General features: G+C 34.6%; 21 protein-coding genes and 1 pseudogene. 6 read left to right on the top strand and 16 right to left on the bottom strand.

Annotated elements, in window-relative coordinates; genetic code table 11:
* Positions 1-4: 4 nt before the first annotated feature.
* Positions 5-979: a polyprenyl synthetase family protein gene (locus tag K5I29_RS12500; protein WP_264433678.1), complete on the bottom strand. Its 975-nt coding sequence runs from the start codon at positions 977-979 to the stop codon at positions 5-7.
* Positions 980-1,097: 118 nt separating this feature from the next.
* Between K5I29_RS12500 and K5I29_RS12495 the strand changes: the two genes are divergently transcribed.
* From K5I29_RS12495 to K5I29_RS12475, 6 genes are all read left to right on the top strand, one after another.
* Positions 1,098-1,706 carry a TetR/AcrR family transcriptional regulator gene (locus K5I29_RS12495; protein WP_264433677.1) on the top strand — a complete coding sequence of 203 codons (609 nt, stop codon included), beginning with the start codon at positions 1,098-1,100 and terminating at the stop codon, positions 1,704-1,706.
* Entirely contained in the window at positions 1,696-2,577 is an 882-nt protein-coding gene (locus K5I29_RS12490) for a TolC family protein (RefSeq protein WP_317134284.1), read from the top strand. Before K5I29_RS12495 ends, K5I29_RS12490 begins: the two co-directional genes overlap by 11 nt.
* Complete coding sequence (locus K5I29_RS13495; protein ID WP_317134317.1) at positions 2,567-3,019, top strand: TolC family protein; 453 nt, start codon at positions 2,567-2,569, stop codon at positions 3,017-3,019. The genes K5I29_RS12490 and K5I29_RS13495 overlap by 11 nt, the downstream gene beginning before the upstream one ends.
* Before the next feature lie 16 nt (positions 3,020-3,035).
* Positions 3,036-4,094: an efflux RND transporter periplasmic adaptor subunit gene (locus tag K5I29_RS12485; RefSeq protein ID WP_264433676.1), complete on the top strand. Its 1,059-nt coding sequence runs from the start codon at positions 3,036-3,038 to the stop codon at positions 4,092-4,094.
* 19 nt (positions 4,095-4,113) lie between these two features.
* The gene (locus tag K5I29_RS12480) at positions 4,114-7,302 is read left to right on the top strand and encodes an efflux RND transporter permease subunit (RefSeq protein ID WP_264433675.1); all 3,189 of its coding nucleotides are present in this window, start codon (positions 4,114-4,116) and stop codon (positions 7,300-7,302) included.
* Positions 7,303-7,445: 143 nt separating this feature from the next.
* The gene (locus K5I29_RS12475; RefSeq protein ID WP_264433674.1) at positions 7,446-8,174 is read left to right on the top strand and encodes a hypothetical protein; all 729 of its coding nucleotides are present in this window, start codon (positions 7,446-7,448) and stop codon (positions 8,172-8,174) included.
* A gap of 3 nt (positions 8,175-8,177) precedes the next feature.
* Here K5I29_RS12475 and K5I29_RS12470 read toward each other — a convergent pair whose 3' ends face one another.
* From K5I29_RS12470 to K5I29_RS12395, 15 genes and pseudogenes are all read right to left on the bottom strand, one after another.
* Positions 8,178-8,615, bottom strand: coding sequence for a LexA family protein (locus tag K5I29_RS12470; protein WP_264433673.1), 438 nt, complete (start codon positions 8,613-8,615; stop codon positions 8,178-8,180).
* Positions 8,609-9,874 carry a Y-family DNA polymerase gene (locus tag K5I29_RS12465; protein WP_264433672.1) on the bottom strand — a complete coding sequence of 422 codons (1,266 nt, stop codon included), beginning with the start codon at positions 9,872-9,874 and terminating at the stop codon, positions 8,609-8,611. The genes K5I29_RS12470 and K5I29_RS12465 overlap by 7 nt, the downstream gene beginning before the upstream one ends.
* 100 nt (positions 9,875-9,974) lie before the next feature.
* Positions 9,975-11,243, bottom strand: a complete 1,269-nt coding sequence (locus tag K5I29_RS12460; RefSeq protein WP_264433671.1) for a hypothetical protein — start codon at positions 11,241-11,243, stop codon at positions 9,975-9,977.
* A gap of 425 nt (positions 11,244-11,668) precedes the next feature.
* Positions 11,669-13,039 (bottom strand): NADH-quinone oxidoreductase subunit N, encoded by a 1,371-nt coding sequence (locus tag K5I29_RS12455; RefSeq protein ID WP_264433670.1) that lies wholly within the window; start codon positions 13,037-13,039, stop codon positions 11,669-11,671.
* A gap of 1 nt (position 13,040) precedes the next feature.
* Positions 13,041-14,474, bottom strand: a complete 1,434-nt coding sequence (locus K5I29_RS12450; protein ID WP_394358572.1) for a complex I subunit 4 family protein — start codon at positions 14,472-14,474, stop codon at positions 13,041-13,043.
* 12 nt (positions 14,475-14,486) lie between these two features.
* A pseudogene (nuoL, locus tag K5I29_RS12445) lies at positions 14,487-16,374 on the bottom strand (NADH-quinone oxidoreductase subunit L).
* Positions 16,375-16,695, bottom strand: a complete 321-nt coding sequence (nuoK, locus tag K5I29_RS12435) for an NADH-quinone oxidoreductase subunit NuoK (RefSeq protein ID WP_264433668.1) — start codon at positions 16,693-16,695, stop codon at positions 16,375-16,377.
* Between the two features lies 1 nt (position 16,696).
* Positions 16,697-17,206 carry an NADH-quinone oxidoreductase subunit J family protein gene (locus K5I29_RS12430; RefSeq protein WP_264433667.1) on the bottom strand — a complete coding sequence of 170 codons (510 nt, stop codon included), beginning with the start codon at positions 17,204-17,206 and terminating at the stop codon, positions 16,697-16,699.
* Positions 17,207-17,212: 6 nt separating this feature from the next.
* Positions 17,213-17,755: a NuoI/complex I 23 kDa subunit family protein gene (locus K5I29_RS12425; RefSeq protein ID WP_264433666.1), complete on the bottom strand. Its 543-nt coding sequence runs from the start codon at positions 17,753-17,755 to the stop codon at positions 17,213-17,215.
* A gap of 3 nt (positions 17,756-17,758) precedes the next feature.
* The gene (gene nuoH, locus K5I29_RS12420) at positions 17,759-18,793 is read right to left on the bottom strand and encodes an NADH-quinone oxidoreductase subunit NuoH (protein ID WP_264433664.1); all 1,035 of its coding nucleotides are present in this window, start codon (positions 18,791-18,793) and stop codon (positions 17,759-17,761) included.
* A 3-nt stretch (positions 18,794-18,796) separates the two neighbouring features.
* Entirely contained in the window at positions 18,797-19,819 is a 1,023-nt protein-coding gene (locus K5I29_RS12415) for a 2Fe-2S iron-sulfur cluster-binding protein (protein WP_264433662.1), read from the bottom strand.
* A gap of 64 nt (positions 19,820-19,883) precedes the next feature.
* A complete protein-coding gene (nuoF, locus tag K5I29_RS12410) occupies positions 19,884-21,248 on the bottom strand; it encodes an NADH-quinone oxidoreductase subunit NuoF (RefSeq protein WP_264433660.1) in 1,365 nt (454 codons plus the stop codon).
* 6 nt (positions 21,249-21,254) lie between these two features.
* Entirely contained in the window at positions 21,255-21,791 is a 537-nt protein-coding gene (locus tag K5I29_RS12405) for an NADH-quinone oxidoreductase subunit NuoE family protein (protein WP_264433659.1), read from the bottom strand.
* A 2-nt stretch (positions 21,792-21,793) separates the two neighbouring features.
* Positions 21,794-23,029 carry an NADH-quinone oxidoreductase subunit D gene (locus tag K5I29_RS12400; RefSeq protein WP_264433657.1) on the bottom strand — a complete coding sequence of 412 codons (1,236 nt, stop codon included), beginning with the start codon at positions 23,027-23,029 and terminating at the stop codon, positions 21,794-21,796.
* Positions 23,030-23,043: 14 nt separating this feature from the next.
* A complete protein-coding gene (locus tag K5I29_RS12395; protein WP_264433656.1) occupies positions 23,044-23,565 on the bottom strand; it encodes an NADH-quinone oxidoreductase subunit C in 522 nt (173 codons plus the stop codon).

Genomic DNA, 23,565 nt, shown 5'->3' with positions numbered 1-23,565 from the left:
AAAATTATACGTTACGTTTCATTAACATATTTCCAAAATCTATTAATCCTTGTTTTTTAGATGCAGGAACATCTAAATCTTCTAAAGTTTTAAAAGCTTTTAATGTATAAGTTTCTATTAATTCTTGCGTATGTAACACTGCTTTAGTTGCTGTAAAATGTTGTTTTACAGTTTCTATTTTCTCAGTAACATTTTCAGGATTACTATTAAATAGGGCAATTAACTGCTTTTTAGTTTCAGCATCACTCAATTCTAAAGCTTTTAAATATAAAAAGGTTTTTTTGTTTTCAATAATATCACCCCCTACTTGCTTACCAAAAGTTAACGGATCACCAAAAGCATCTAAATAATCGTCTTGTAACTGAAATGCAATACCTAAATTCAATCCAAAATCATAAATTAAATCGGCATTTTTATCAGATGTTTCTGCAACAACTGCTCCCATTTTTAAGGCAGCCGCAACCAACACAGCGGTTTTGTATTTAATCATGAGAATATAATCGTCAATCGCCACATCATTTCGTTGTTCAAAATCAATATCCAATTGTTGCCCTTCACAAACTTCTAAAGCTGTTTTACTAAAAATTTTAGCTAAAGCTCTAAAAATGTGCGGTTCGTAATTTTCAAAATATTGATATGCTAAAATTAGCAAGGCATCTCCAGATAAAATTCCGGTATTGGTATTCCATTTTTCATGTACGGTTTGATGACCACGACGCAAAGGCGCATCATCCATAATATCGTCATGAATTAATGAAAAGTTATGAAACAATTCAACCGCAGTTGCTGCATGAAAAGCTTTTTTATAATCACAATCAAATATTTCGGCACCCATTAGCGTTAAAATAGGGCGCATACGCTTACCTCCAATAGATAAAATATAAGATATAGGTTCGTATAAATTTTTAGGTTCAGTAGGTATTTTTATATCGGCTAAAAAGTTATTTAATATCTCTTGATATTCTGCAACACTTCGCATAGTAATTTTTTTTGCTAAAATAATCCTTTTAATTAATTAATAGATAAAAAAAACTCAGGAAACTTTTGTTGTTTAAAAAGTTTCTGAATACATTTGTGCCAAATTTAAAAGCAAGTAAATGGAAGAGAAAATTTTAGAAAAGGCAATGGAACTTTTTATGCGAGAAGGTTTTAAAATTGTTACGATGGATGAAATTGCATCATCTTTAGGAATTTCTAAAAAAACAATCTATCAGTACTACTCAAACAAAAACAAATTGGTAGAAAAAAGTGCGCAATGCATTGCCGACAGCATTATTGAAGATATTGACATTATTTATGCCGAAGAAAAAAACCCAATTGAACAATTATTACTGGTTCGCAATAAAATTTCACGCTTATTTACAGATGAAAAAACAGCTGGCGTACAACAATTAAAAAAATATTACCCTGAAATACATAGTAAACTAAAAGGCAACCAACGCTGTAAAATAGAACTTTGTGCTCAGCAAAATTTACAACGCGGCATTGAGCAAGGTTTGTTTAGACCGGATATTGACATTTGGTTTGTATTAAAACTGCATCAAAATGCAATGAGTTATTTAATTGAAGATGATGAAATTTATAAAGGTTCAACCTCGTTTAACGAATATCAGGACAAATACATGGACTATCACATTAGAGCCATAGGAACTCAAAAAGGAATTAATTTATTACAAGAACTAAAACAACAATTTTATGAAAATTAAGCTAAGCCTAGCTTTTATTTTATTTTCAGCGCTTGTATTGCAAGCACAAATAAAAAAAATATCTCTTTCTGAAGCTATAAATTATGCGTTAGAAAATAAGGCAGAATCTAAAAAAGCCAGTTTAGAGGTAACCAATTCTGAATTTTTAATTCAAGAAGCACGTGCCAATGCTTTACCGCAAATTAATGCAACCGGTTCGTTAACCTATAATGCCATTTTACAACAAACGGCTTTAAATTTTAATGGAGCAACACAAATAATACAAATGGGACGCCCATGGCAATCTGGAGCAGTTGTTTCTTTAAATCAACAATTATTCAACTTAGCTGTTTTTACAGGTTTAAAAGCTGCAAAAACAACGCGCGAATTTTATCAAATAAATAAAAATTTATCTGACGAGCAGGTTATAGAAAAAGTTGCAACTAGCTATTACGAAGTTTACAAAACCAAATCGCAAATAGAAACGGTAAATCGCACCCTAGCCAATACCGAACAAGTTCGTGATGTAATTCAGAATTTATACGAAGCGGGTTTGGCTAAAAAAATAGATTTAGACCGTACCAATGTTGCCGTTAACAATATTAAAAGTAACAAGCAGCAATTAGAAAATGCTTTATCGCTTCGTGAAAATGCATTAAAATATTTTATAGGAATGGATATTGCCGAAAACATTTCGGTACAAGACAATACATTCGAGATTAATGGCACTGCTTTACTAACCGATGTAAATGTTAATTTAACCAACCGCACCGAATTTGCTTTACTTGCCAAACAACGTGAATTGCTAGAATTAAACAAAAAAGCAACCCGCACAAGGTTTACCCAGTTTAAGCTTAACAGCAAATTATGGTTATTTAGGTATTGGAGATAAATTACCTTGGTTTCAGAGCTATCCGGGTGCTTATTGGTCAGATTATGCAGCTATTGGTTTAAACTTAAACATTCCGGTTTTTAACGGATTTAGCGTTCGTTCTAAAGTTAGACAAGCTCAAAATCAAATTGATATTTTTGATGCTACCATTGAAGACACCAAATTGGCTTTAGATTTAGAAGTTCGTAATGCAGTTGCTCAAATTAACAACAGCTTGCTTACGTTGAACATTCAAAACGAAAATGTGGTTTTAGCTAAAGATGTTTTTCATAATGTAGAAAATAATTATAAAAACGGCTTAGCATCGCTTACCGATTTATTAGATGCAGAAACAGCTTATGCAGATGCACAAAACAATTACACCAATGCACAACTAGATTATAAGTTGGCAGAAATACAATTAATAAAAGCAAAAGGAGAATTACAATCTTTAACAAAATAGAATCAATCCTAATCCAATGAAAAAAATAATAATTACAGGAATCGTTATCGTTGCAGCGCTTGCTGGGATAATGTATGTATTAAATAATAATAAAGAAAAAAACGAAGCTGAAACAGCTGTTGTTGCCGAAACCAATGCAGCAGTTGCTGTTCGTGTTGATACGGTTCAGGTTAAAGATATTAATGCAGATAATGTTGTAAACGGTACGTTTGCTCCTATTCAGCAATTAAATTTATCTGCAGAAACTTCAGGACAAGTTCAAAAAGTTTTTGTTAAAGAAGGAGATCGTGTTCAAGTTGGACAAACCTTAGCTATTATTAAAGCAGATAAATTTAATGTAGGCGTAAACAACGCACAAGCAGCATATAACACCGCTTTAGCAGATGCTAATCGTTTTGAAAGTGCTTACCAAACCGGCGGCGTTACCAAACAACAATTAGATCAGGTTAAATTGCAATTAGAAAATGCTAAAAACAATTTAGCTAATGCCAGAATAAACTCGAGCGATGCAGTTATTAAAGCAACAATTCCGGGCATCATAAATTCTAAAAATGTAGAACCAGGAACTTTTGTAAACCCAGGTCAAGGTTTATTTGATATTGTTAATATTAGCGAATTAAAGCTAAAAGTTACTGTTGATGAAAAAAATGTAGCTGGTTTAAAAGTGGGAGATAAAATTGAAATTACTACATCGGTATTTCCAACAGATGCTTTTTGGGGTAAAATTACTTTTATTGCGCCAAAGGCAGATGCAAGCTTAAACTTTCCGGTAGAAATTTTAGTAACAGATAATCCGGACCAAAAGTTGAAAGCCGGAATGTACGCCAATGCGCATTTCGGATTAGATAGCAAAACGCCAATTTTGGTTGTACCACGTAATGCCTTTGTAGGTTCGGTAAGTTCTAACCAAATATTTGTGGCAAAAAACAACAAAGCAGTTTTAACTCAGGTAACATCTGGACGCAGCTTTGGTGATTATATTGAAGTTTTAAGCGGTTTAAATGCTGGTGAAGTTGTTATTACATCAGGACAAATAAACTTATTTAACGATTCTCCAATCAAAATTATTAACTAACCTGAGTTAGCCAATTACAATGAAAGTAACAGAAATTTCAATTAAACGTCCCAGCTTAATTTTAGTATTATTTATCATACTAACGCTTGGAGGTTTATTTTCATACCAGCAAATGGGGTACGAATTAGTACCTAAATTTGACATTAACGTAATTACCATTCAAACGGTTTATCCGGGTGCTGCACCTGCCGAAGTAGAAACCAGCGTTACTAAAATTATAGAAGATGCAGTTGCATCGTTAGAAAACGTAAAGAAAATAGAATCTAAATCGTTCGAATCTGTTTCCGTGGTAATGGTAACCTTAAACACCGGTGCCGACGTAAACTTTTTGCTAACCGATGCACAGCGAAAAATTAATGCCGTTATTAACGATTTACCTGATTTGGCCGAAACACCATCTATCAACAAGTTTTCGTTAGATGACGTTCCGATCATGAACCTTTCGGTTACCTCAAACCTATCAGAAAAAGAATTATACGATTTATTAGATCAAAAAATTCAACCCATTTTTGCCCGTGTAAACGGTGTAGCAAAAGTTGATATGATTGGTGGTGAAGAACGCGAAATTCAGGTTGGTATGTACCCAGAGCGTTTAGAAGGTTATGGCTTATCTATTTTACAAGTAAAACAAGCTATTGAAAGTGCCAATTTAGATTTCCCAACCGGATATACCAAATCTCGAGATAACCGTACAACCATTCGTTTATCAGGTAAAATTAAATCTATTGATGAGCTTCGTAATTTACCAATTACGACACCAAAAGGAGTGGTAATTCGATTAAGCGATATTGCCGATGTTCAAGACGGAATTAAAGAAATTGAAAAAATTTCGCGTATTGATCAAGAAAACACCATTTTATTACAAGTTTTTAAACAATCTGATGCTAACGCTGTTGCCGTTTCAGAATTAATTGCCAAAACAATTAATGTAGTTGAAGCCGATTACAAAAGCAACAACGTACAAATTGAAGTTGCGTCAGATACCACAACTTATACCTTACGTGCCGCTGATAACGTAATGCACGATTTATTAATTGCCATTGTTATGGTGGGTATTATCATGCTATTGTTTTTACACAGCTTACGTAATGCCTTAATTACCATGGTTGCCGTACCATTATGTTTGGTTGCAACTTTTATTGGGTTGTACCTAATGGGTTATACGTTAAACTTAATGTCTTTATTAGGTTTATCTTTAGTAGTAGGTATTTTGGTGGATGATGCCATTGTGGTATTAGAAAACATTCACCGCCATATGGAAATGGGTAAAAACAAAGTTCGTGCAGCGTATGACGGTGCTTCAGAAATTGGATTTACCGTAACAGCAATTACCTTAGTTATTGTGGTAGTATTTTTACCAATTGCAAATGCTACAGGATTAGTTGCCGATATTTTAACACAATTCTGTGTTACCGTAATGATTGCAACTTTACTATCCTTATTAGTATCTTTTACCATTGTACCGTGGTTATTTTCGCGTTTCGGAAAAATGGAACATTTAAGTAACAAAACCATTTTTGGTCGTTTTATTTTAAGTTTCGAATCGGTATTAAACAAATTTACACATTGGGTAAGCGGTTTGTTAGAATGGGCTTTAGCGAGCAGAATGAACAAAATAATCACCTTGCTTTTGGTAGTTGTTTTATTTTTCGCATCAACCATTGGTTTAGTTGGGGGCGGTTATATTGGCTCTGACTTTTTTCCAGGAAATGATAAAGGTGAATTTTATTTACAAATTGAAATGAATAAAGATGCATCTATTGAAAAAACCAATCAAATGATGCTAAAAGCCGAAGAATATTTGGCGAACAACCCAGCAATTGAAAAAATGATTACTACGGTAGGACAAGCTTCTGACGGAATGATTAATACTTCAGGATCTGCGTACAAAGCCGAAGTACATATTTTTATTGCGCCAGAATATCGCGATAAAGAATCAACAAAAGTTTTCTCTGCCAAGCTAAAACGCGAAATGGAAAACATTTTAGTTGGTGCAAAAATTAAAACCGTACAAATGGGTATTATGGGAGCCGAACAAGCACCATTAAACTTAACGGTTATTGCATCATCACAACCTGATGCATTAGAATTTGCAAATAAAGCAGCCGATTTATTACGCAAAATTCCAGGTGCTTCTGAGGTAAAATTAACTTCTGAAGACGGGAATCCTGAAATTAACGTGCAGGTAGATCGCGATAAAATGAATGCGTTAGGATTAAACGTTGCAACGGTTGGTGCAACCATGCAAATGGCCTTTTCAGGAAACACAGATACCAAATTCCGTGCAGACGATACCGAATACGAAATTAACATTCGTTTTGACGAATACGGACGTGCCAGCATTAACGATATTAAAAACTTAGTTTTTATTAACTCGCAAGGACAATCTATCAAATTAGAACAATTTGCTGATGTAACATTCAGCTCAGGACCAACCTTATTAGAACGTCGAGATAAATCGCCAGCTGTTTCTATTCAGGCACAAGTTGTAGGTAAACCAGCCGGAACCATTGCGCAAGAATGGCAAGCAGAATTTAGTAAGTTAGAATTAAAACCAGGCGTTTCTTTTGTTTGGGGTGGAAATATGGAAAACCAAGAAGAAGGTTTTGGTACCTTAGGTTATGCCTTATTAGCTTCTATTATTTTAGTTTACTTGGTAATGGTTGCTTTGTACGACAGCTTTGTTACGCCATTAGTTGTATTGGTTTCTATTCCGCTTTCGTTCATCGGTGCTTTATTATTCTTAGCTTTATTCAACCAAACCTTAAACATTTTTACCATTTTAGGTATTATTATGCTTATTGGATTGGTAGCCAAAAACGCCATTATGTTGGTAGATTTTGCGAATCATAAAAAAGAATTGGGCTTTAGTACATACGACGCCTTAGTTGCAGCCAACCATGCCCGTTTACGTCCTATTTTAATGACCACCATTGCCATGGTTGTTGGTATGATTCCGATTGCAGCTGCAACCGGTGACGGAGCAGATATGAACCGCGGATTAGCTTTAGTAATTATTGGAGGTTTATTATCTTCTTTATTTTTAACTTTAGTTATTGTTCCTGTAGTTTATACTGGTTTTGAAAGTTTAACACGTTTCTTTACTAAGCTATTTAAAATACAACAAGATGTAGATTACAGCGCAGAAATGGTTGCTGATTATATAGAAAACGAAAATTATGTGGACGAAATGGGTCCTAAAAAATAATTGTTAAAGGTTATTTATTGTAAAAGCGGAGTTGTTTTTAAAAAACAACTCCGCTTTTTTTATATAGTTTAAATACATTGTTTATTTTTATAGAACATAACTTACAGCTAATGTTTTACAAAAAAACACCTTTTTTAATTTTTATGTTTAGTAATTGTGCGCTTTATGCACAACAAAACACGCGCTTAAAAGGTATTGTAAGTAATCATCAAAATACATTAGAACAAGTACTGGTTACCAATCGTAACAATCAAAACAGCAGTATTAGCAATCGGTTAGGGAAATTCTCCGTAGCCGCACAAGTAAACGATACGCTCGTATTTACACATACCGAACATGCCCCTAAACAACTCATAATTACAGCTAAAAACTTAGAGGAAGATGAATTGCTAATTATTTTAAAACCCAATTTTACCTTGTTAGATGAAGTTAAAATAAATACGAAAGCAAACGTAGCCTTAGAATTGGGTATTTTACAAAAACCAGCTAAAGAATATACAAAATCGGAACGTTTATTAAAAGCTGCCTCTGAAATGGAAGTTAGTACTACGGGCGGTGTTATGGGCGGAGGCGTTGGTATGTCGTTAGATCCGATTATTAATGCCATAACCGGACGAACCAAAATGTTGAAAAAAGTAATTGAAAAAGAAGGAAATAACCGCATCTTTAATCGCATAAAAAGCAATTATGATACGTATTTACAAGAAGAGTTATTGCTTACGCAAGATGCTACGCGCCATGCTTTTATTAGCTATTTAAGCGGTATAGAAAATATAGATCGTTATTTATTTTCGGCTAACGATGAAGCCAACTTATTTTATATTAAACAATTGTATTTGCAACAATTTTTACCCCATTACAAAGCCGAATAACTTTTATAAAGCTTTTACTACATGGGTAACAAGGCCCCAAATAACAAATTCATTATCGGGCGTAACTTTAATTGTTTTGTACATGGGGTTTTCGGGCACTAAATACAAACAATCGGCTCCGGTTTTAATACGTTTTACAGTAAATTCTCCATCAATAAAACAAACAGCAATTTTATTATCACGCGGTTCTAAGCTTTTATCAATTACCAAAATATCTCCATCATTTATTCCAGCATTAATCATAGAATTACCCGAAGCTTTAGCATAAAACGTAGTTGTTTTATTTTTAATAACCAACTCGTCTAAACTAATTTTTGTGCCTTCAAAATCGGCAGCGGGCGAAGGAAATCCGGCTTTTATTCCGCCTTCAAAAAAAAAGGCCGACTGCGAGGTTGCTTCTGCCGGAATAAAAAAAGTAAGTTTTGAATCTGCTTTTAACATTTTACCGTAATAATATCGTGAATATTGGTTGTAAAGTTACGTGATAAATGGTTTTGTTTCATTTTCCAGGTTCTATTTAAATCCTGATTGGCTAATCGTACTTTACGATCACCAATTTTACTATGAATCCGATCAATGGCTTGCATTAGTTTTTGATGACGTGCATCTTCTTCAACAAATAAATTAAATTGTTTTTCGTGCTGCGGAATAAGTTGCATAACTACTACCCCAGCCTTTTGATATTGCTTATTAGGTAAGTAAATATTTTTTAACGCAGCAAGAGCTGCATTACTTAAAGTTAAGGCCGAATTAGATGCATAAGGCAAAGTAATAACGGTGCTGTGATGGTAGTTTTGTATTTGCGTGTCGAACCGGTTTTCTTGAATAAAAACGGCCATGCTATAACAGCATGCATTTTGTTTGCGCAGCTTTTGCGAACAAATGGTTGCAAAGGTAGAAACGCGTTCGGCCAAATCATTAAAACTAGATAATTTAGATTCGAAACTGCGTGTTACGGCAATGCTTTTTTTAATATCAGATGCATCTTCTAAGGGCAAAACGCTTTCGCCGCAAAGTTCGGCAAACAAGCGCAAACCAATTACACCCATAAGTTGTTTAATGAATGGTTTATTTTTAGGCTGAACAAAATCTAACGCGGTATAAATTTGTTGTTGTTGCAGTTTTTTGGCGTATCTACGGCCAATGCCCCAAACATCTTCAATTTTAGTCCATTTTAAAGCTTTTATCCGTTTTTCGTCGGTATCAATTATATAAACGCCTTGGGTACGCTCTCTGAATTTTTTGGCTATGCGATTGGCCATTTTAGCCAAAGTTTTGGTAGGTGCAAAACCAATGCAAGTAGGAATACCTAATCCTTTTAAAATGGTGCGTTTAATTTGTAATCCTTCGGTTTCAAAACAAATATTTTGTACGCCTTGGTAATTTAAAAAAGCTTCGTCAATGCTATAAACTTCGGTAGCAGGCGCAAATTGCTTTAGCAAATCCATTACGCGGCTGCTTAAATCGCCGTACAAGGCATAATTAGACGAAAAAATTTTTACGTGATTGGCTTGTAGCTCGTGTTTAATTTTAAATTCAGGAGCGCCCATGGCAATACCTAAAGCTTTAGCTTCTTCACTGCGTGAAATAACACAGCCATCGTTATTAGAAAGTACTACAACGGGTTGGTTGTTATATTGCGGCTGAAAAACGCGCTCACACGATACGTAAAAATTATTACAATCTACTAAAGCAATCATGTTACAAAATTAAAAATGTTGAATGACAAACTAAGGCAGGCACATTTAAATTTACAAAAAAACACCGATTGCTCGGTGTTTTTTTATATGTTGTATTTTACTATAATAAAATCATGGCTTGTAAGGTAAATACGTTTTGGTTGTTTTTAGGCAAGTTCGGCGAATTTAAATATTCGGCTGTTATTTTGGCATTATGTCCATCTAAATAAAAATTTACACCAACCTTAATATCTTGTGCTACCTTAGGTAAAGCCGTAAAATTACGATGCGAATAAGCTACATAAGGTTGCCAACGGTTACGTAATCTTTCCTTTTCATCTTTCACATCTTTTGCAATTAAATAACCTACATGGGTATAAAACGTGTTTCCGTTTCCGACAGCGGTTTGATATACGTAATTATCGCCCATTTTAGAGTTTTGAAATTGTGCATAGGCTGTAATAGCTGCATTATTATTTCCGATTGGGCTATCATAAAAAGCATCAACATTAAGATGCGTTACTCCGTAGGTAGAAAGTTCTCCATTTTCATTCGCTTTTACAATAGCATCGGCATGGGTAAAAAATCCGGCTCCTACATTAAAAACTTTTTTACTGCCTAAATAAGTACCAACACGATAAGGTAAAGATAAATTTTCTTTCTCTAAAAATTGATAATCTACATAACCAGCAAAAACGTATTTGCCTTTATCTAAAAGCTTTCTTCCTAAATATTTTTCTTCATTAGGTTGCAACGGCAATGGCGTATTGGTATCTAATGTATTTACTAAGGCATCTGCTATGGTAAATCGGTAATTTACTTTACCGACTACCCCATTAAAAAAGATTCCTAATTGGCTTCCTAATTGATCTGAAAGGCCCGATGTTACGGTAGAGTTACGATTGTTGTCTAAAGTTAGCATATTAATACTTCCTTGTCCGTTTAGCCTTGAAATTCCGCCCCAATTACTTAATCCTCCACCAATATTTAGGTACTGATTAACTTTATACTGCAAGAACATTTCGTTAAGAAAAAAAGTAACATCTGTTGTTTTACCATCAGGCGTTAAATTGTTTGCATTTATACCATTTACTCCGAAATGCGTAAGAATAAAAAAACGATCGTTTAATTGGGAATACATTAAAATACGAGCGCGTTTTACAGAGAAACCGTCATTCGGATTTCTACCTTCGTAATCCTGAAACCAAGCTTGCCCCCAAAGCATCGCGCGTGTATATTTACTTCCATCTTCGTTCATTTTAAATACCATTCCAGAATTGTATTCATCAGCATACTGAGAATATGCATAATTCATTGGTAAAACAAACAAGAGCATTAGTACATAAAATTTAAATGTAAAATGCTTTACGTAGGTCATTTTTGTTCTCATATTTATTTTTTTTACAGAGATGACAATCTTATAATCAAGCTTGTATGTTGGAATAAACAAGCCTTTTATGGATTGGAAAGGTGCGAAAATAATTTTTTTTGACTGAAAACAACTATTGCAAAAACCATGGAGCATAAAATAGCTTTGTTTAATATAACATTAACAGCAGAAAAAACGTTAATTAATCGATTATATTCACAAAAACCAGATAAATACATTTACAACACCGTAACAAAACCAATAATTAACCCCTTATTATAATAAAAACGAAAAAAAATGAAATTTATTTTTTTAAATAAAGTTTAACCAAAAGTATTTAGAATTGCCATATTAACAATAACAAATAAATAATAAGAGAATTCCTTAAAAATAAAATAGCGATGAAAAATCTCATCGCTATTTTACTATTTTTTTATGTTAAATACTTATCCCATGATTAATTTAGGATAAACGCCGATTGCAATATTTAAAACAATTGCTGCTATAGCAACTACATAATAAACGGGTGGAATTTTTGTGGTTATAATTGCAGATTCATTTTCGTTAGTAGAATAAATAACTTTAAAAATTCTGAAATAATAAAATACAGCAATTATAGAGTTAATAACTCCTAAAATAACTACAACTGGATATCCGGCAAGCAACGCATCATTAAAAATAAAAAGCTTAGCAAAAAAACCTGAGAAAATAGGAATACCCGCCATAGATAATAAAGCGCCTGTAAAGAGCGCAGCTAATAAAGGACTGCGTTTGTAAAATCCTTTAAATAAATCTAAGCTTTCTGTTTCTTTATCTTTTGTAACTACTAACACAACCGAGAAAGCAACAATGCTAGCCGTTGTATAGGCTACTGCATAATATAATAAGGTAGGAACATCTAACACCGTATTTACCAACACAACTAGCATAAAACCAGCATGAGAAATACCCGAAAAAGCTAACGTACGTTTTATATTGCTTTGTTTTAATGCCATAATATTACCTACGCACATAGATAAAACAGCCAAAACAATAAGTAATGTATTGTAATTTGAATTCATGTTACCCGTTAAGGCAAACGTTAACTTAATAAAGGTAGCTAAAGCTGCAATTTTAGCAACGGTTGTCATGGTAAGCGTAACAATAGTTGGCGAACCTTCGTAAACATCTGGTGCCCAAAAATGAAATGGAACAACGGATGCCTTAAACAACATTCCTATAGCAATAAGAACAACGCCAATATAAAACCAATCTGGTGTGGATGCAGAATGAGAAGCTTCATAAATAAAACCTAAATCAAAAGATCCGACAGCTCCGTAAATTAATGAAATTCCAAAAAGAATAATTCCTGAGGCGAACGATCCCATAATGAAGTACTTAAAACCTGCTTCATTACTATTTAAACTTAACGGATTACTACCTGCTAAAATATATAGTGAAATAGATAAAACTTCTAATCCTAAAAAGAACATGGCTAAATTTCCGAACGAAATCATAGCAATAGCACCAACTAATAAAAAAAGTTTTATTGAAATATAATCGGATATTTTATGTGCTTGTTTGCTGTAAAAATCGCCAGATAAAAGCACGATAAAAAGCATTAATAAAATTAATAAGCTGGAAAAAGAAACAGTAAACCCGCTGGTTACTATCATATTGTTATAATAGCTAGCTTCTACCCCAAATTGATTTAAGGTATAAATTAACGTAGCAACTAAACCCACGCTAACAAACGGAATTATTATTTTTCTAAGATTTACAATCTCTAATAAAAGACAGCAAATACCAAGTAAAGTTATAGCGATTAAAGTATACATATTACTTAACTAAGTTTATTTGATTAACAATAGTAGTGACAGCTGGTTCTAAAACATCAGAAATATATTTAGGATATAATCCAAAATAAATTAAAGCACCAATAATCAATACAAAAACAATTGTTTCATAAGCAGAAACGTCGGCAAAAGGTTTTTCAAAAGCTTCGCCCAACATTACATACTGAAACATTTTTAACATATAATAAGCGCCAAAAATAATGCTTAATCCACCAAAGATAGCATACCAAATATTTACAGTAGCTAATCCGTACAAAATGGTAAATTCTCCAACAAAGTTAAATGTACCTGGTAAACCTACCGATGCAACCATTAAAATGATAAACAGCGAAGTGAATTTCGGAGCCCAGTTTCGGATACCACCTAACTCAGAAATTAAAATGGTTTTGTAACGTTGTTCTATAATTTGTACGGCGTAAAACAAGCCAATAATTACAAATCCGTGCGCTACCATTTGTAAAACCGCACCAGAAATTCCATCAAACGTTCCGCTATAAGCACCCGCAGCAATTAAACCAACGTGCGCTAAGGATGAATAAGCCAAAAATGTTTTTAAATTGTCTTGCTTTAAAGCTACAACCGAACCGTAAACTACACCTGCAATACTTAAAATTAAAACCCAATCTGCTAAACTTTCGGCAGCTTGTGGTGCAATTGGTATTTGCCAACGAATAACCGAATACAAGCCCATTTTAAGCATAATACCCGATAATAACATCGTACCAACCATCGGTGCCAAGGTATACGTTTTTGCTTGCCAAGTATGAAAAGGAATAATTGGAATTTTAACTGCAAAAGCAAAAAAGAATCCTAAAAATATCCAAAACTGTTCGCTGTAATTAAGTGAAACAGCATATAAATCGCTTAATAAAAAGCTTCCTGCTTTGTTGTATAAAAATATAAACGAAGCCAACATGAATAAAGAAGATGCAAATGTATACGAGAAAAACTTCAGCATAACCTTCTTCAAATCATTTGCTTTATTATTCCCCCAAAACAAACCAATTACAAAAATTGGTAATAAAGATAATTCCCAGAAAATGTAATACAACAAACCATCGGCAGCTAAAAAGGTTCCTGCCATAGCTCCTAGCATAAACAATACAAAAGCATAAAATGCTTTAGCATTTGCAATTTCTGTTTTTAAGGAAGTTAATATAATAATTGGAGCCAATCCGGTTGTTAAAAACAACATTACTTTAGAAAGGCCATCTAGCTGAAAAGCGAATTTAATAGTAGGTCTTGCAATCCAATCGTAGCTAATAAATACATCATTAGCCGGAGCCAATAAAAACATGAATGCTACAAAAGTTAGGGCAGTAAAACCAAAGGCAACTTTGGATGCCATTTTATTACCCACAAGGTAAGTTAGTATTGCTCCTAAAAAATAGAGTAAAATAATTGTTAGAATCATCATTTTTTAGTCGTGTTAGCTGGTAAAGAATAAATAATATAAAATGGCACAAATTCCGAAAACAAAGGCAAATAAATAAAAACCTACATTTCCGTTCTGCAGTTTTTTTCCTTGAGTAGCTAAACCGCTAGTAAAAGTTCCCAAAGCATTAATAGAACCCGAAATAACCGGATCTACAAAATTTTTACCTACAGAACCAAGTGCATTAATTGGTTTTACAATTAGCGCATCATAAAATTCGTCTATTTTATATTTATTATACACAAAAAGAGATAAGCCAGATAATTGATGGTCTGCAACCGGAACTTGTTTTTTTTGCATAAACTTAGCAAACGCAAAACCAATTCCTAATAAAGCACCAACAACTGCGGCAGCCATTAAAGCATAACTTGCTGCATCTAAATGATGCACAGCAACCGGTGTATTTAATACAGGTTTTAAATAGGTATGTAACCAATTTGTGTTTCCTGGTAACGAAATAACACCACCAACAGCCGATAAAATAGCTAAAATGATTAATGGAAAAGTAATTAAAGCAGGGCTTTCGTGCACGTGCTTTTCTTGTTCTGGAGTACCTCTAAATTTTCCGTGGAAAGTTAAAAAGTACAATCTAAACATATAATAAGCTGTTAAAATTGATGCAACCGCACCTAACCCCCATAAAACTTTATCTTCATGAAAAGCAGTAACTAAAATTTCATCTTTAGAAAAGAAACCTGATAGTGGCGGAAATCCACTAATTGCTAATGTTGCAATTAAAAAGGTAATATGCGTAGTTTTCATGTGCTTTTTTAAACCACCCATGTTGCGAATATCTTGTTCTCCGCTTAACGCGTGAATTACAGAACCAGAACCTAAAAACAAACAAGCTTTAAAGAAAGCGTGCGTAATTACGTGAAAAACCGCAACCTGATAAGCGCCTAAACCTAATGCTAAAAACATTAATCCCAACTGAGAAACGGTTGAATAAGCCAAAACTTTTTTAATATCGTTTTGTTGCGTAGCAATGGTAGCTGCAAACAAAGCAGTAATACCACCAACGTAAGCAATAAGCGTACTAACTTGCGGAGTTAATTCGTAAACAAAGTCCAAGCGCGTAATCATAAATATACCAGCAGTAACCATGGTTGCCGCGTGAATTAAAGCCGAAACCGGTGTTGGTCCTGCCATTGCATCTGGTAACCACGTATATAAAGGTAGCTGAGCTGATTTTCCGGTAGCAGCAATAAATAAAGCCAAAGCAGCCACAGATAAAACACCAACTTCTGCCAATCCTTCTCCGCCCCTTAAATATGTTAGAAAGTTCAACAAAATCTAACGTATTAAAGTAATATCCTAAAATAAATATTCCGATTAAAAAACCTAAATCTCCAACACGGTTCATAATAAAAGCTTTTTTTGCTGCATCATTAAAGCTTTGGTTTTTAAACCAAAAACCGATTAATAAATACGAGCATAAACCAACGCCTTCCCAACCAATAAACATAACCAACAAGTTTTTACCTAAAACCAGAATCATCATAAAAAAGATAAAAAGGTTTAAATACGCAAAATACTTGTTTTTGTTCTCGTCGTCGTGCATATAACTAATAGAATATAGGTGAATTAAAAAACCTATACCGGTTACAAACATTAACCACAACAATGATAATTGGTCCAGATAAAAATCCATACCGATTGAAAAAGCACTTAAGTTGATCCAATTAAATAAAGAAACAACAACAGGTGCTGCACCTTGATTAATTGCTATAAAAAAAGATGTTGTAATAACAAAAGATAGTAAAACCATAAACGTGGCTAAATATCCGGATGCGTTATTTTTCCAATTTTTTCCTAAAATAATATTGGATAAAAAGCCTACAAAAGGGGCTAAAACTAAGAGTAAAGTTAAAGTCGTATCCATTTATCCTTTTAATTTTTTAAGTTCATTAATATCAATGCTTCCTACATTTCTATATATAGAAACTAAAATGGCTAAACCAACAGCAACCTCAGCAGCAGCAACAGCCATAGAAAAGAAAACAAAAACTTGTCCGGCCGCATCTTGATGCAAGGTTGAAAAAGCAACTAAAGATAAGTTTACTGCGTTAAGCATAATTTCTATTGACATAAACATTACAATACCATTTCTACGAAGTAGTAAGCCAAAAGCACCTACGCAAAACAGTAAAGCGGAAAGGTATAAATACGATTCGATACCTATTTGTTGTAATACTGACTCCATATTATTTGGCTTTTAATTGTTCTTTTTTAGAAATTAATACCGCTCCAATCATAGCAACAAGTAATAAAACCGAAACAAATTCGAACGGAACTAAATATTCGTTCATTAAAACTTGTCCTAAAACTTTAATACTCTGAAAATCTTCTCCGCTTTGGTAATACGTTTCAACAATTGGTTGCGTGCGTACTAAAGCAGAAAGTAAAATTAAACCTAACAAGCAAAAAGCAGCAACTGCGGCTACAATGCTTAAGGTTGGTTTATGCTTTTCAAATTGCTCGTTTAAGTTCATTAACATAATGGTAAAAAGCATTAAAATCATAATAGCTCCCGAATACACAATGATATGAACAATAGCTAAAAACTGTGCGTTTAATAAAATATAATGCCCAGCTAACGAGAAAAAACAAACCACTAAATAAATAGCACTATGAATGGGATTGCGGCTTAACAACGTTAAAAATGCAGTACCTAAGGTTATAGCAGCTAATATGTAAAAAATTATTTCGACCATAATAAGTTAGCTTTTAATAGCTTGAGTATTTTTAATTGCCATTTCTAAAGGCATAACTAATCTATCTTTTCCAAAAATAAAATCTTCACGGTTGGTTGATGATTTTACAAAAACTTTTGATTCGGTTAAATAAATAGCATCTTTAGGGCAAGCTTCTTCACATAAACCGCAAAAAATGCAGCGCAACATATTAATTTCATATATAGCAGCATATTTTTCTTCTCGGTACAAATGTTCTTCGCCGGGTTTGCGTTCGGCAGCTTTCATACTAATTGCTTCGGCAGGGCACGACAAAGCACACAAACCACAAGCAGTACAATTTTCACGCCCTAGCTCATCGCGTTTTAACATATGTTGCCCGCGATAATTTTCGCTAAACGGACGGGTTTGTTCTGGATATTTAAACGTAACTTTTTTCTTGAATAAGTGACGCAGCGTAATTAACATACCTTGTCCAATCGCAATTAAATATGTGCGCTCCCAAAAGGTCATTTTGTTATTTACAACCTGCTTTTTTCTGCCTGATAATGAAACTCCTTCTAACGACATAGCTTAGGATTTTATAAGTAAAATCACAACACCCGTGATTATAATATTAACAATTGCTAATGGAATTAAAATTTTCCATCCTAAATTCATTAACTGATCGTAACGGAAACGCGGAATGGTCCAACGTACCCACATATAAAAGAAAATGAAGAAACAGATTTTGGCAAACAATACAAAAATGCCAATAATGTTTGCTGCATTAACACCAACATTCTCTGCCATCCATTGCATGCCTGGGTAATTGTAAGCTCCAAAATACATAACGGCTAAAATGGCTGATGAAATGAACATGCTGGCATATTCTGCAAACAAAAAGAATCCCATTCGCATTGATGAATACTCGGTATGATATCCTCCAATTAACTCAGCTTCACATTCAGCTAAATCAAAAGGCGTACGATTGGTTTCTGCGAACGAACAAACTAAAAATATTAAAAAACCTAACGGTTGATAAAATACGTTCCAATTCATTCCTTCCTGATTAGCAGCAATTTCTCGAAGGCTTAATGTGCCTTCCATCATAATTAATGCAATAATGGCCATTCCCATAGCAACTTCGTACGAAATCATCTGAGAAGCAGCACGCATTGCTGACATTAAGGAATATTTATTATTAGATGCCCATCCACCAATCATAATCCCGTAAACCCCAACAGATAAAACGGCAAAAACATACAATAAGGCAACATCAATATCGGTAGCTTGTAAAACAACTTCACGGCCGCCAATAATTAATTTATCTCCCCAAGGTAAAACCGCACTGGTCATTAACGCCATGGTCATAGAAATAAACGGACCAAAAACAAACAAAAACTTGTTTGGCGTATTGGGTAAAAATTCTTCTTTTGCAAAAAGTTTTAATCCGTCTGCTAAAGGTTGTAAAATTCCGCCCGGACCTGCTCTGTTTGGCCCAATTCGGTCTTGCAACCAAGCAGCAATTTTACGTTCGGCTAAAGTTGCGTACATAGCCATAAGCATTGTTATAGCAAAAATGACTACAATAAAAATACTTTTTTCAATAATTATTGCTTGCTCCATAACCTACTTATTTTCTGTATTATCTAACGGAATATCTTTCATACTGATTTTTTTACGGTCTTGTTCTCGACCTAATAAAATCTGTTTTTCGGTTTTAATAACCACATCTTCCATTACGCTGGTATAATTGTTTTGATTGATAACCGAATCTTTTTCAAACTTACGCGGTCCTTCAATCACCCAATCATTTACTTCTTTTTTATCAAAACGGCAGGTGTTGCAAATAAATTCGTCAACTTCATGATATTCATCTTTTCGGCCCGTTACACGCTGAATTTCGTTTCCGAACATCCATAAAGTAACTTTACCTGCACATTTATCACAATCACGATACGCATTCATAGGTTTATTAAACCAAACACGAGATTTAAAACGGAATGTTTTATCTGTTAATGCTCCTACAGGGCAAACATCAATCATGTTACCAGAAAAATCGTTGGTAATGGCTTTTTTAATGTAGGTAGAAATTTGTGCATGTTCCCCGCGATTAATCACACCGTGGCAACGTCCGTCTGTAAGTTGATCAGCAACCATAACACAGCGGTAGCATAAAATACAACGATTCATATGTAGTTGAATGTTGTCACCAATATCTTCTGGCGCAAAAGTGCGTTTCGGTTCAATATAACGTGAAGCTCCTTTACCGTGTTCAAACGATAGGTTTTGTAAATCACATTCTCCTGCTTGGTCACAAACCGGACAATCTAACGGGTGATTTATAAGTAAAAACTCAGTAACTGCTTTACGCGCATCTAAAGCACGTTCAGATGTAATGCTTTTTACTTCCATCCCATCCATGACATTGGTTTTGCATGATGGCATCATTTTAGGCATTGGACGCGGATCTGCTTCACTACCTTTAGAAACCTCAACCAAGCACGCACGGCATTTACCACCACTACCTTCAAGCTTAGAATAATAGCACATAGCCGGTGGTACCGATTCGCCACCAATCATTCTAGCTGCTTGTAAAATAGTTGTTCCTGGTTCAACATCTATTTCTTGTCCGTCTATAGTAACTTTCATAGTATGCACAAGTTCTCTTATAAAAGAGTTTGATTAATAATTTATTTTTTATTCTGAATCAGAATTATATGCTTTGTTTTTGTAGCATGTGTTTTACCTTTTCAAAAGGTTCATCTACAAAATGATTTCTGTTTTTAATTTTTTCTGGAAAACGAATGTGATATTCAAATTCATCTCTAAAATGTCTAATAGCTGCTGCTACCGGCCATGCTGCTGCATCACCTAAAGGACAAATGGTATTGCCTTCTATTTTAGATTGAATGCTCCATAACAATTCAATATCTTCTTCACGTCCTAAACCGATTTCGATGCGATGTAAAACTTTTTCTAACCACCCCGTTCCTTCACGGCATGGTGAACATTGTCCGCAACTTTCGTGCGCATAAAAGCGTGCAAAATTCCATGTATTTCTTACAATACAAGCGGTATCGTTATACACAATAAATCCGCCAGAACCCAATGCTGATCCGGTTGCAAAACCGCCATCTGCTAAAGATTCGTATGTCATTAATCGATCGGTTCCTTCGGCTGTTTTAAAGATTAAATGTTGCGGAAGAATTGGCACAGACGAACCTCCGGGTACAATTGCTTTTAATGGGCGTCCATCCATCATACCACCTAAATATTCGTCAGAATTCATAAATTCATCAACCGTTAATCCTAGTTCAATTTCATAAACCCCAGGTTTTCTGCAATGTCCTGAAGCTGAAATTAGTTTGGTTCCGGTAGAACGGCCGTTTCCTATTTTTGCATATTCCTCGCCAGAATTCAAAACAATCCAAGGCACAGATGCAATAGATTCAACATTATTTACCACCGTTGGATTACCCCATAAACCGCTAACAGCTGGGAAAGGCGGTTTCATACGTGGATTTCCGCGTTTACCTTCTAAAGATTCTAGCAACGCCGTTTCTTCTCCACAAATGTATGCTCCGGCACCACAGTGCACGTATAAATCTAAATTATAGCCCGAACCTTTAATATTTTTACCAAGCCAACCTGCCTCGTAAGCTTCTTTAATAGCACGTTCTAAAATTTTAAAAACCCACATATATTCTCCACGAATGTAAATGTAAGAGCTGTTTGCGCCTAAGGCGAAACTAGAAACAATCATTCCTTCAATCAACAAGTGCGGAATGTGTTCCATTAAATAGCGGTCTTTAAAAGTTCCAGGTTCCGATTCGTCTGCATTACAAACTAAATGACGTGGTTTACCTGATTTTTTATCTAAAAAACTCCATTTTAATCCGGTTGGGAAACCTGCACCACCACGACCACGTAAACCTGAAGTTTTAACTTCTTCAGTTATCGCATCCGGATCCATGGTTAATGCTTTTTCAACAGCAGCATAACCGCCGTTATCACGGTAAACCTGATAGGTTTTTATACCCGGAATATTTATTTTATCTAATAATATTTTTTTGCCCATGGTATATTATTTATCGTGAATTATAATTTTTCCTGCTTTACAATCCTCAATAATTTGATCTATTTTTTGAGGCGTTAAATGTTCGTGGTAGTAATCGCCAATTTGCATCATAGGTGCATATCCGCAGGCTCCTAAACACTGTACTGCTGCTACACTAAACATGCCGTCTGGCGTAGTTTGCCCTGGCTGAATGCCAAGCTTAACACATGTGTAATCTATCAAATCGTCAGATCCGCGAAGCATGCAACAAGATGTTGAACAAAACTCGAACATATATTTACCTACAGGTTTTTGGTTGTACATGGTATAAAAAGTTACCACCTCAAAAACTTCAATAGGTTTTAATTCTAAAAACTCGGCAACTTTTTCTTGTAGCTCAACGCTTAACCAATTATCATGCGCATCTTGCACTTCGTGCAACACTGGTAATAAAGCCGATTTTTTTTTATCCGCCGGGTAATGAGTTAATAACTCGTTTAAACGGGTTATTAACTCGGGCGTGAAATTTATTGTTTGTTTATAGTTTGTTGATTTTGTTTCCATAATTAAGCATCTAATTCACCAGCAATTACATTTAAACTTGATAAGGTAGCAATTGCATCAGACAGCATTGATCCTTTAACGATTTCATTGAATGCTTGGTAATAAATAAAACACGGGCGACGGAAATGTAAGCGATATGGCGTACGACTGCCGTCTGTTAACAAATAGAATCCTAATTCACCGTTTCCGCCTTCAACCGCATGATAAACTTCGGTTACCGGAACCGGCACCTCGCCCATTATGATTTTAAAGTGATAAATTAAAGATTCCATTGAGGTATAAACATCTTCTTTTGGAGGCAAGTAATAATGAGGTACGTCTGCATGATAAGGACCTTCTGGTAACTTATCAATAGCTTGGCGAATGATTTTTAAACTTTCCCAAACTTCAGCATTACGAACACAAAAACGGTCGTAACAATCGCCATTTTTACCAACCGGAATTTCGAATTCAAAATCTTCGTAAGATGAATAAGGACTCATAACGCGTACATCATAATCTACACCAGCAGCACGTAAATTTGGTCCTGTGAAACCATAGCTAATTGCCTGTTCTGCAGAAATACCTCCTACTCCTACGGTACGATCCATAAAAATACGGTTACGCTCTAGCATGCTTTCAAATTCTTTCCAAATAGGTGGAAACTCTTCTAAAAACTCATGTATTTTTTTCCATGCAATATCATTCCAATCGCGTTCAAAACCACCAATTCTACCCATGTTTGTAGTTAAACGAGCACCACAAATTTCTTCGTAGATTTCGTAAATTTTTTCGCGGTATTGAAACACATATAAAAATCCGGTTAAAGCACCAGTATCTACCCCCATTACCGAACTACAAATAATATGATCGGCAATACGAGCCAACTCCATAATAATAACTCGTAAATATTGTACGCGTTTAGGAATTTCTATATTTAAAGCCTTTTCTATAGTCATCCACCAACACATGTTATTGATTGGTGAGGAACAATAGTTTAAACGGTCTGTTAAAACGTTGATTTGGTAAAACGGACGGTTTTCGGCAATTTTTTCGAATGCTCTATGAATATATCCTACGGTTCCTTCGCCATCAACAATACGCTCGCCGTCCATTAATAATAAGTTCTGGAAAATACCGTGCGTTGCTGGATGCGTTGGACCAAGATTTAGTACAGTAAGTTCGGTACCATCTAAAGCTTTTCTTTTTTCGATTTCGATAGCAAATCTTTCTTCGGGCTGTAATAATAATTCAGACATAACTTTTATTTACATTAAACACATGAAGATTCGCGACCAAAAAAACGATCGTCCTTATCTGTTCGTCCTCCATCTTCTAGAGGGAATTCTTTTCGTAATGGAAAAACTACCATTTCATCCATATTTAAAATACGTTTTAGCTGCGGATGGCCTTCGAAAATAATTCCGTAAAAATCATACGTTTCTCTTTCTTGCCAATTGGCACTTAAAAACAAAGAAACTACAGATTTAATTTTAGGCGCATCAATTGGTAAAAAGCATTTGAAGCGGATGCGTATGTTTGCTACCCAATTGTGCATGTGGTAAACCACGCAAAGTTGTCGGTTAGGTTCGTTTTCAGCTAAATGAATTCCGCATACATCTGTTAAAAAATTAAACTGCATGTTCGCATCATTTTTTAAAAACTGCATAACCTCTAAGTTAGCATGAGCTGCAACCTCAAAAGTTAGCATATCGTGAATGGTAACGAAATCAGAAACCTTTTCTGGAAACTGATTTTGCAACGCATTTTGTATCGTATTGCAATCTAAATTCAT

Origin of the sequence: Flavobacterium agricola, assembly GCF_025919725.1 — a bacterium.
Taxonomy (GTDB): domain Bacteria; phylum Bacteroidota; class Bacteroidia; order Flavobacteriales; family Flavobacteriaceae; genus Flavobacterium; species Flavobacterium agricola.
Note: the sequence above shows the minus strand (reverse complement) of the source record. Positions and strands in the feature narration are given on the sequence as shown.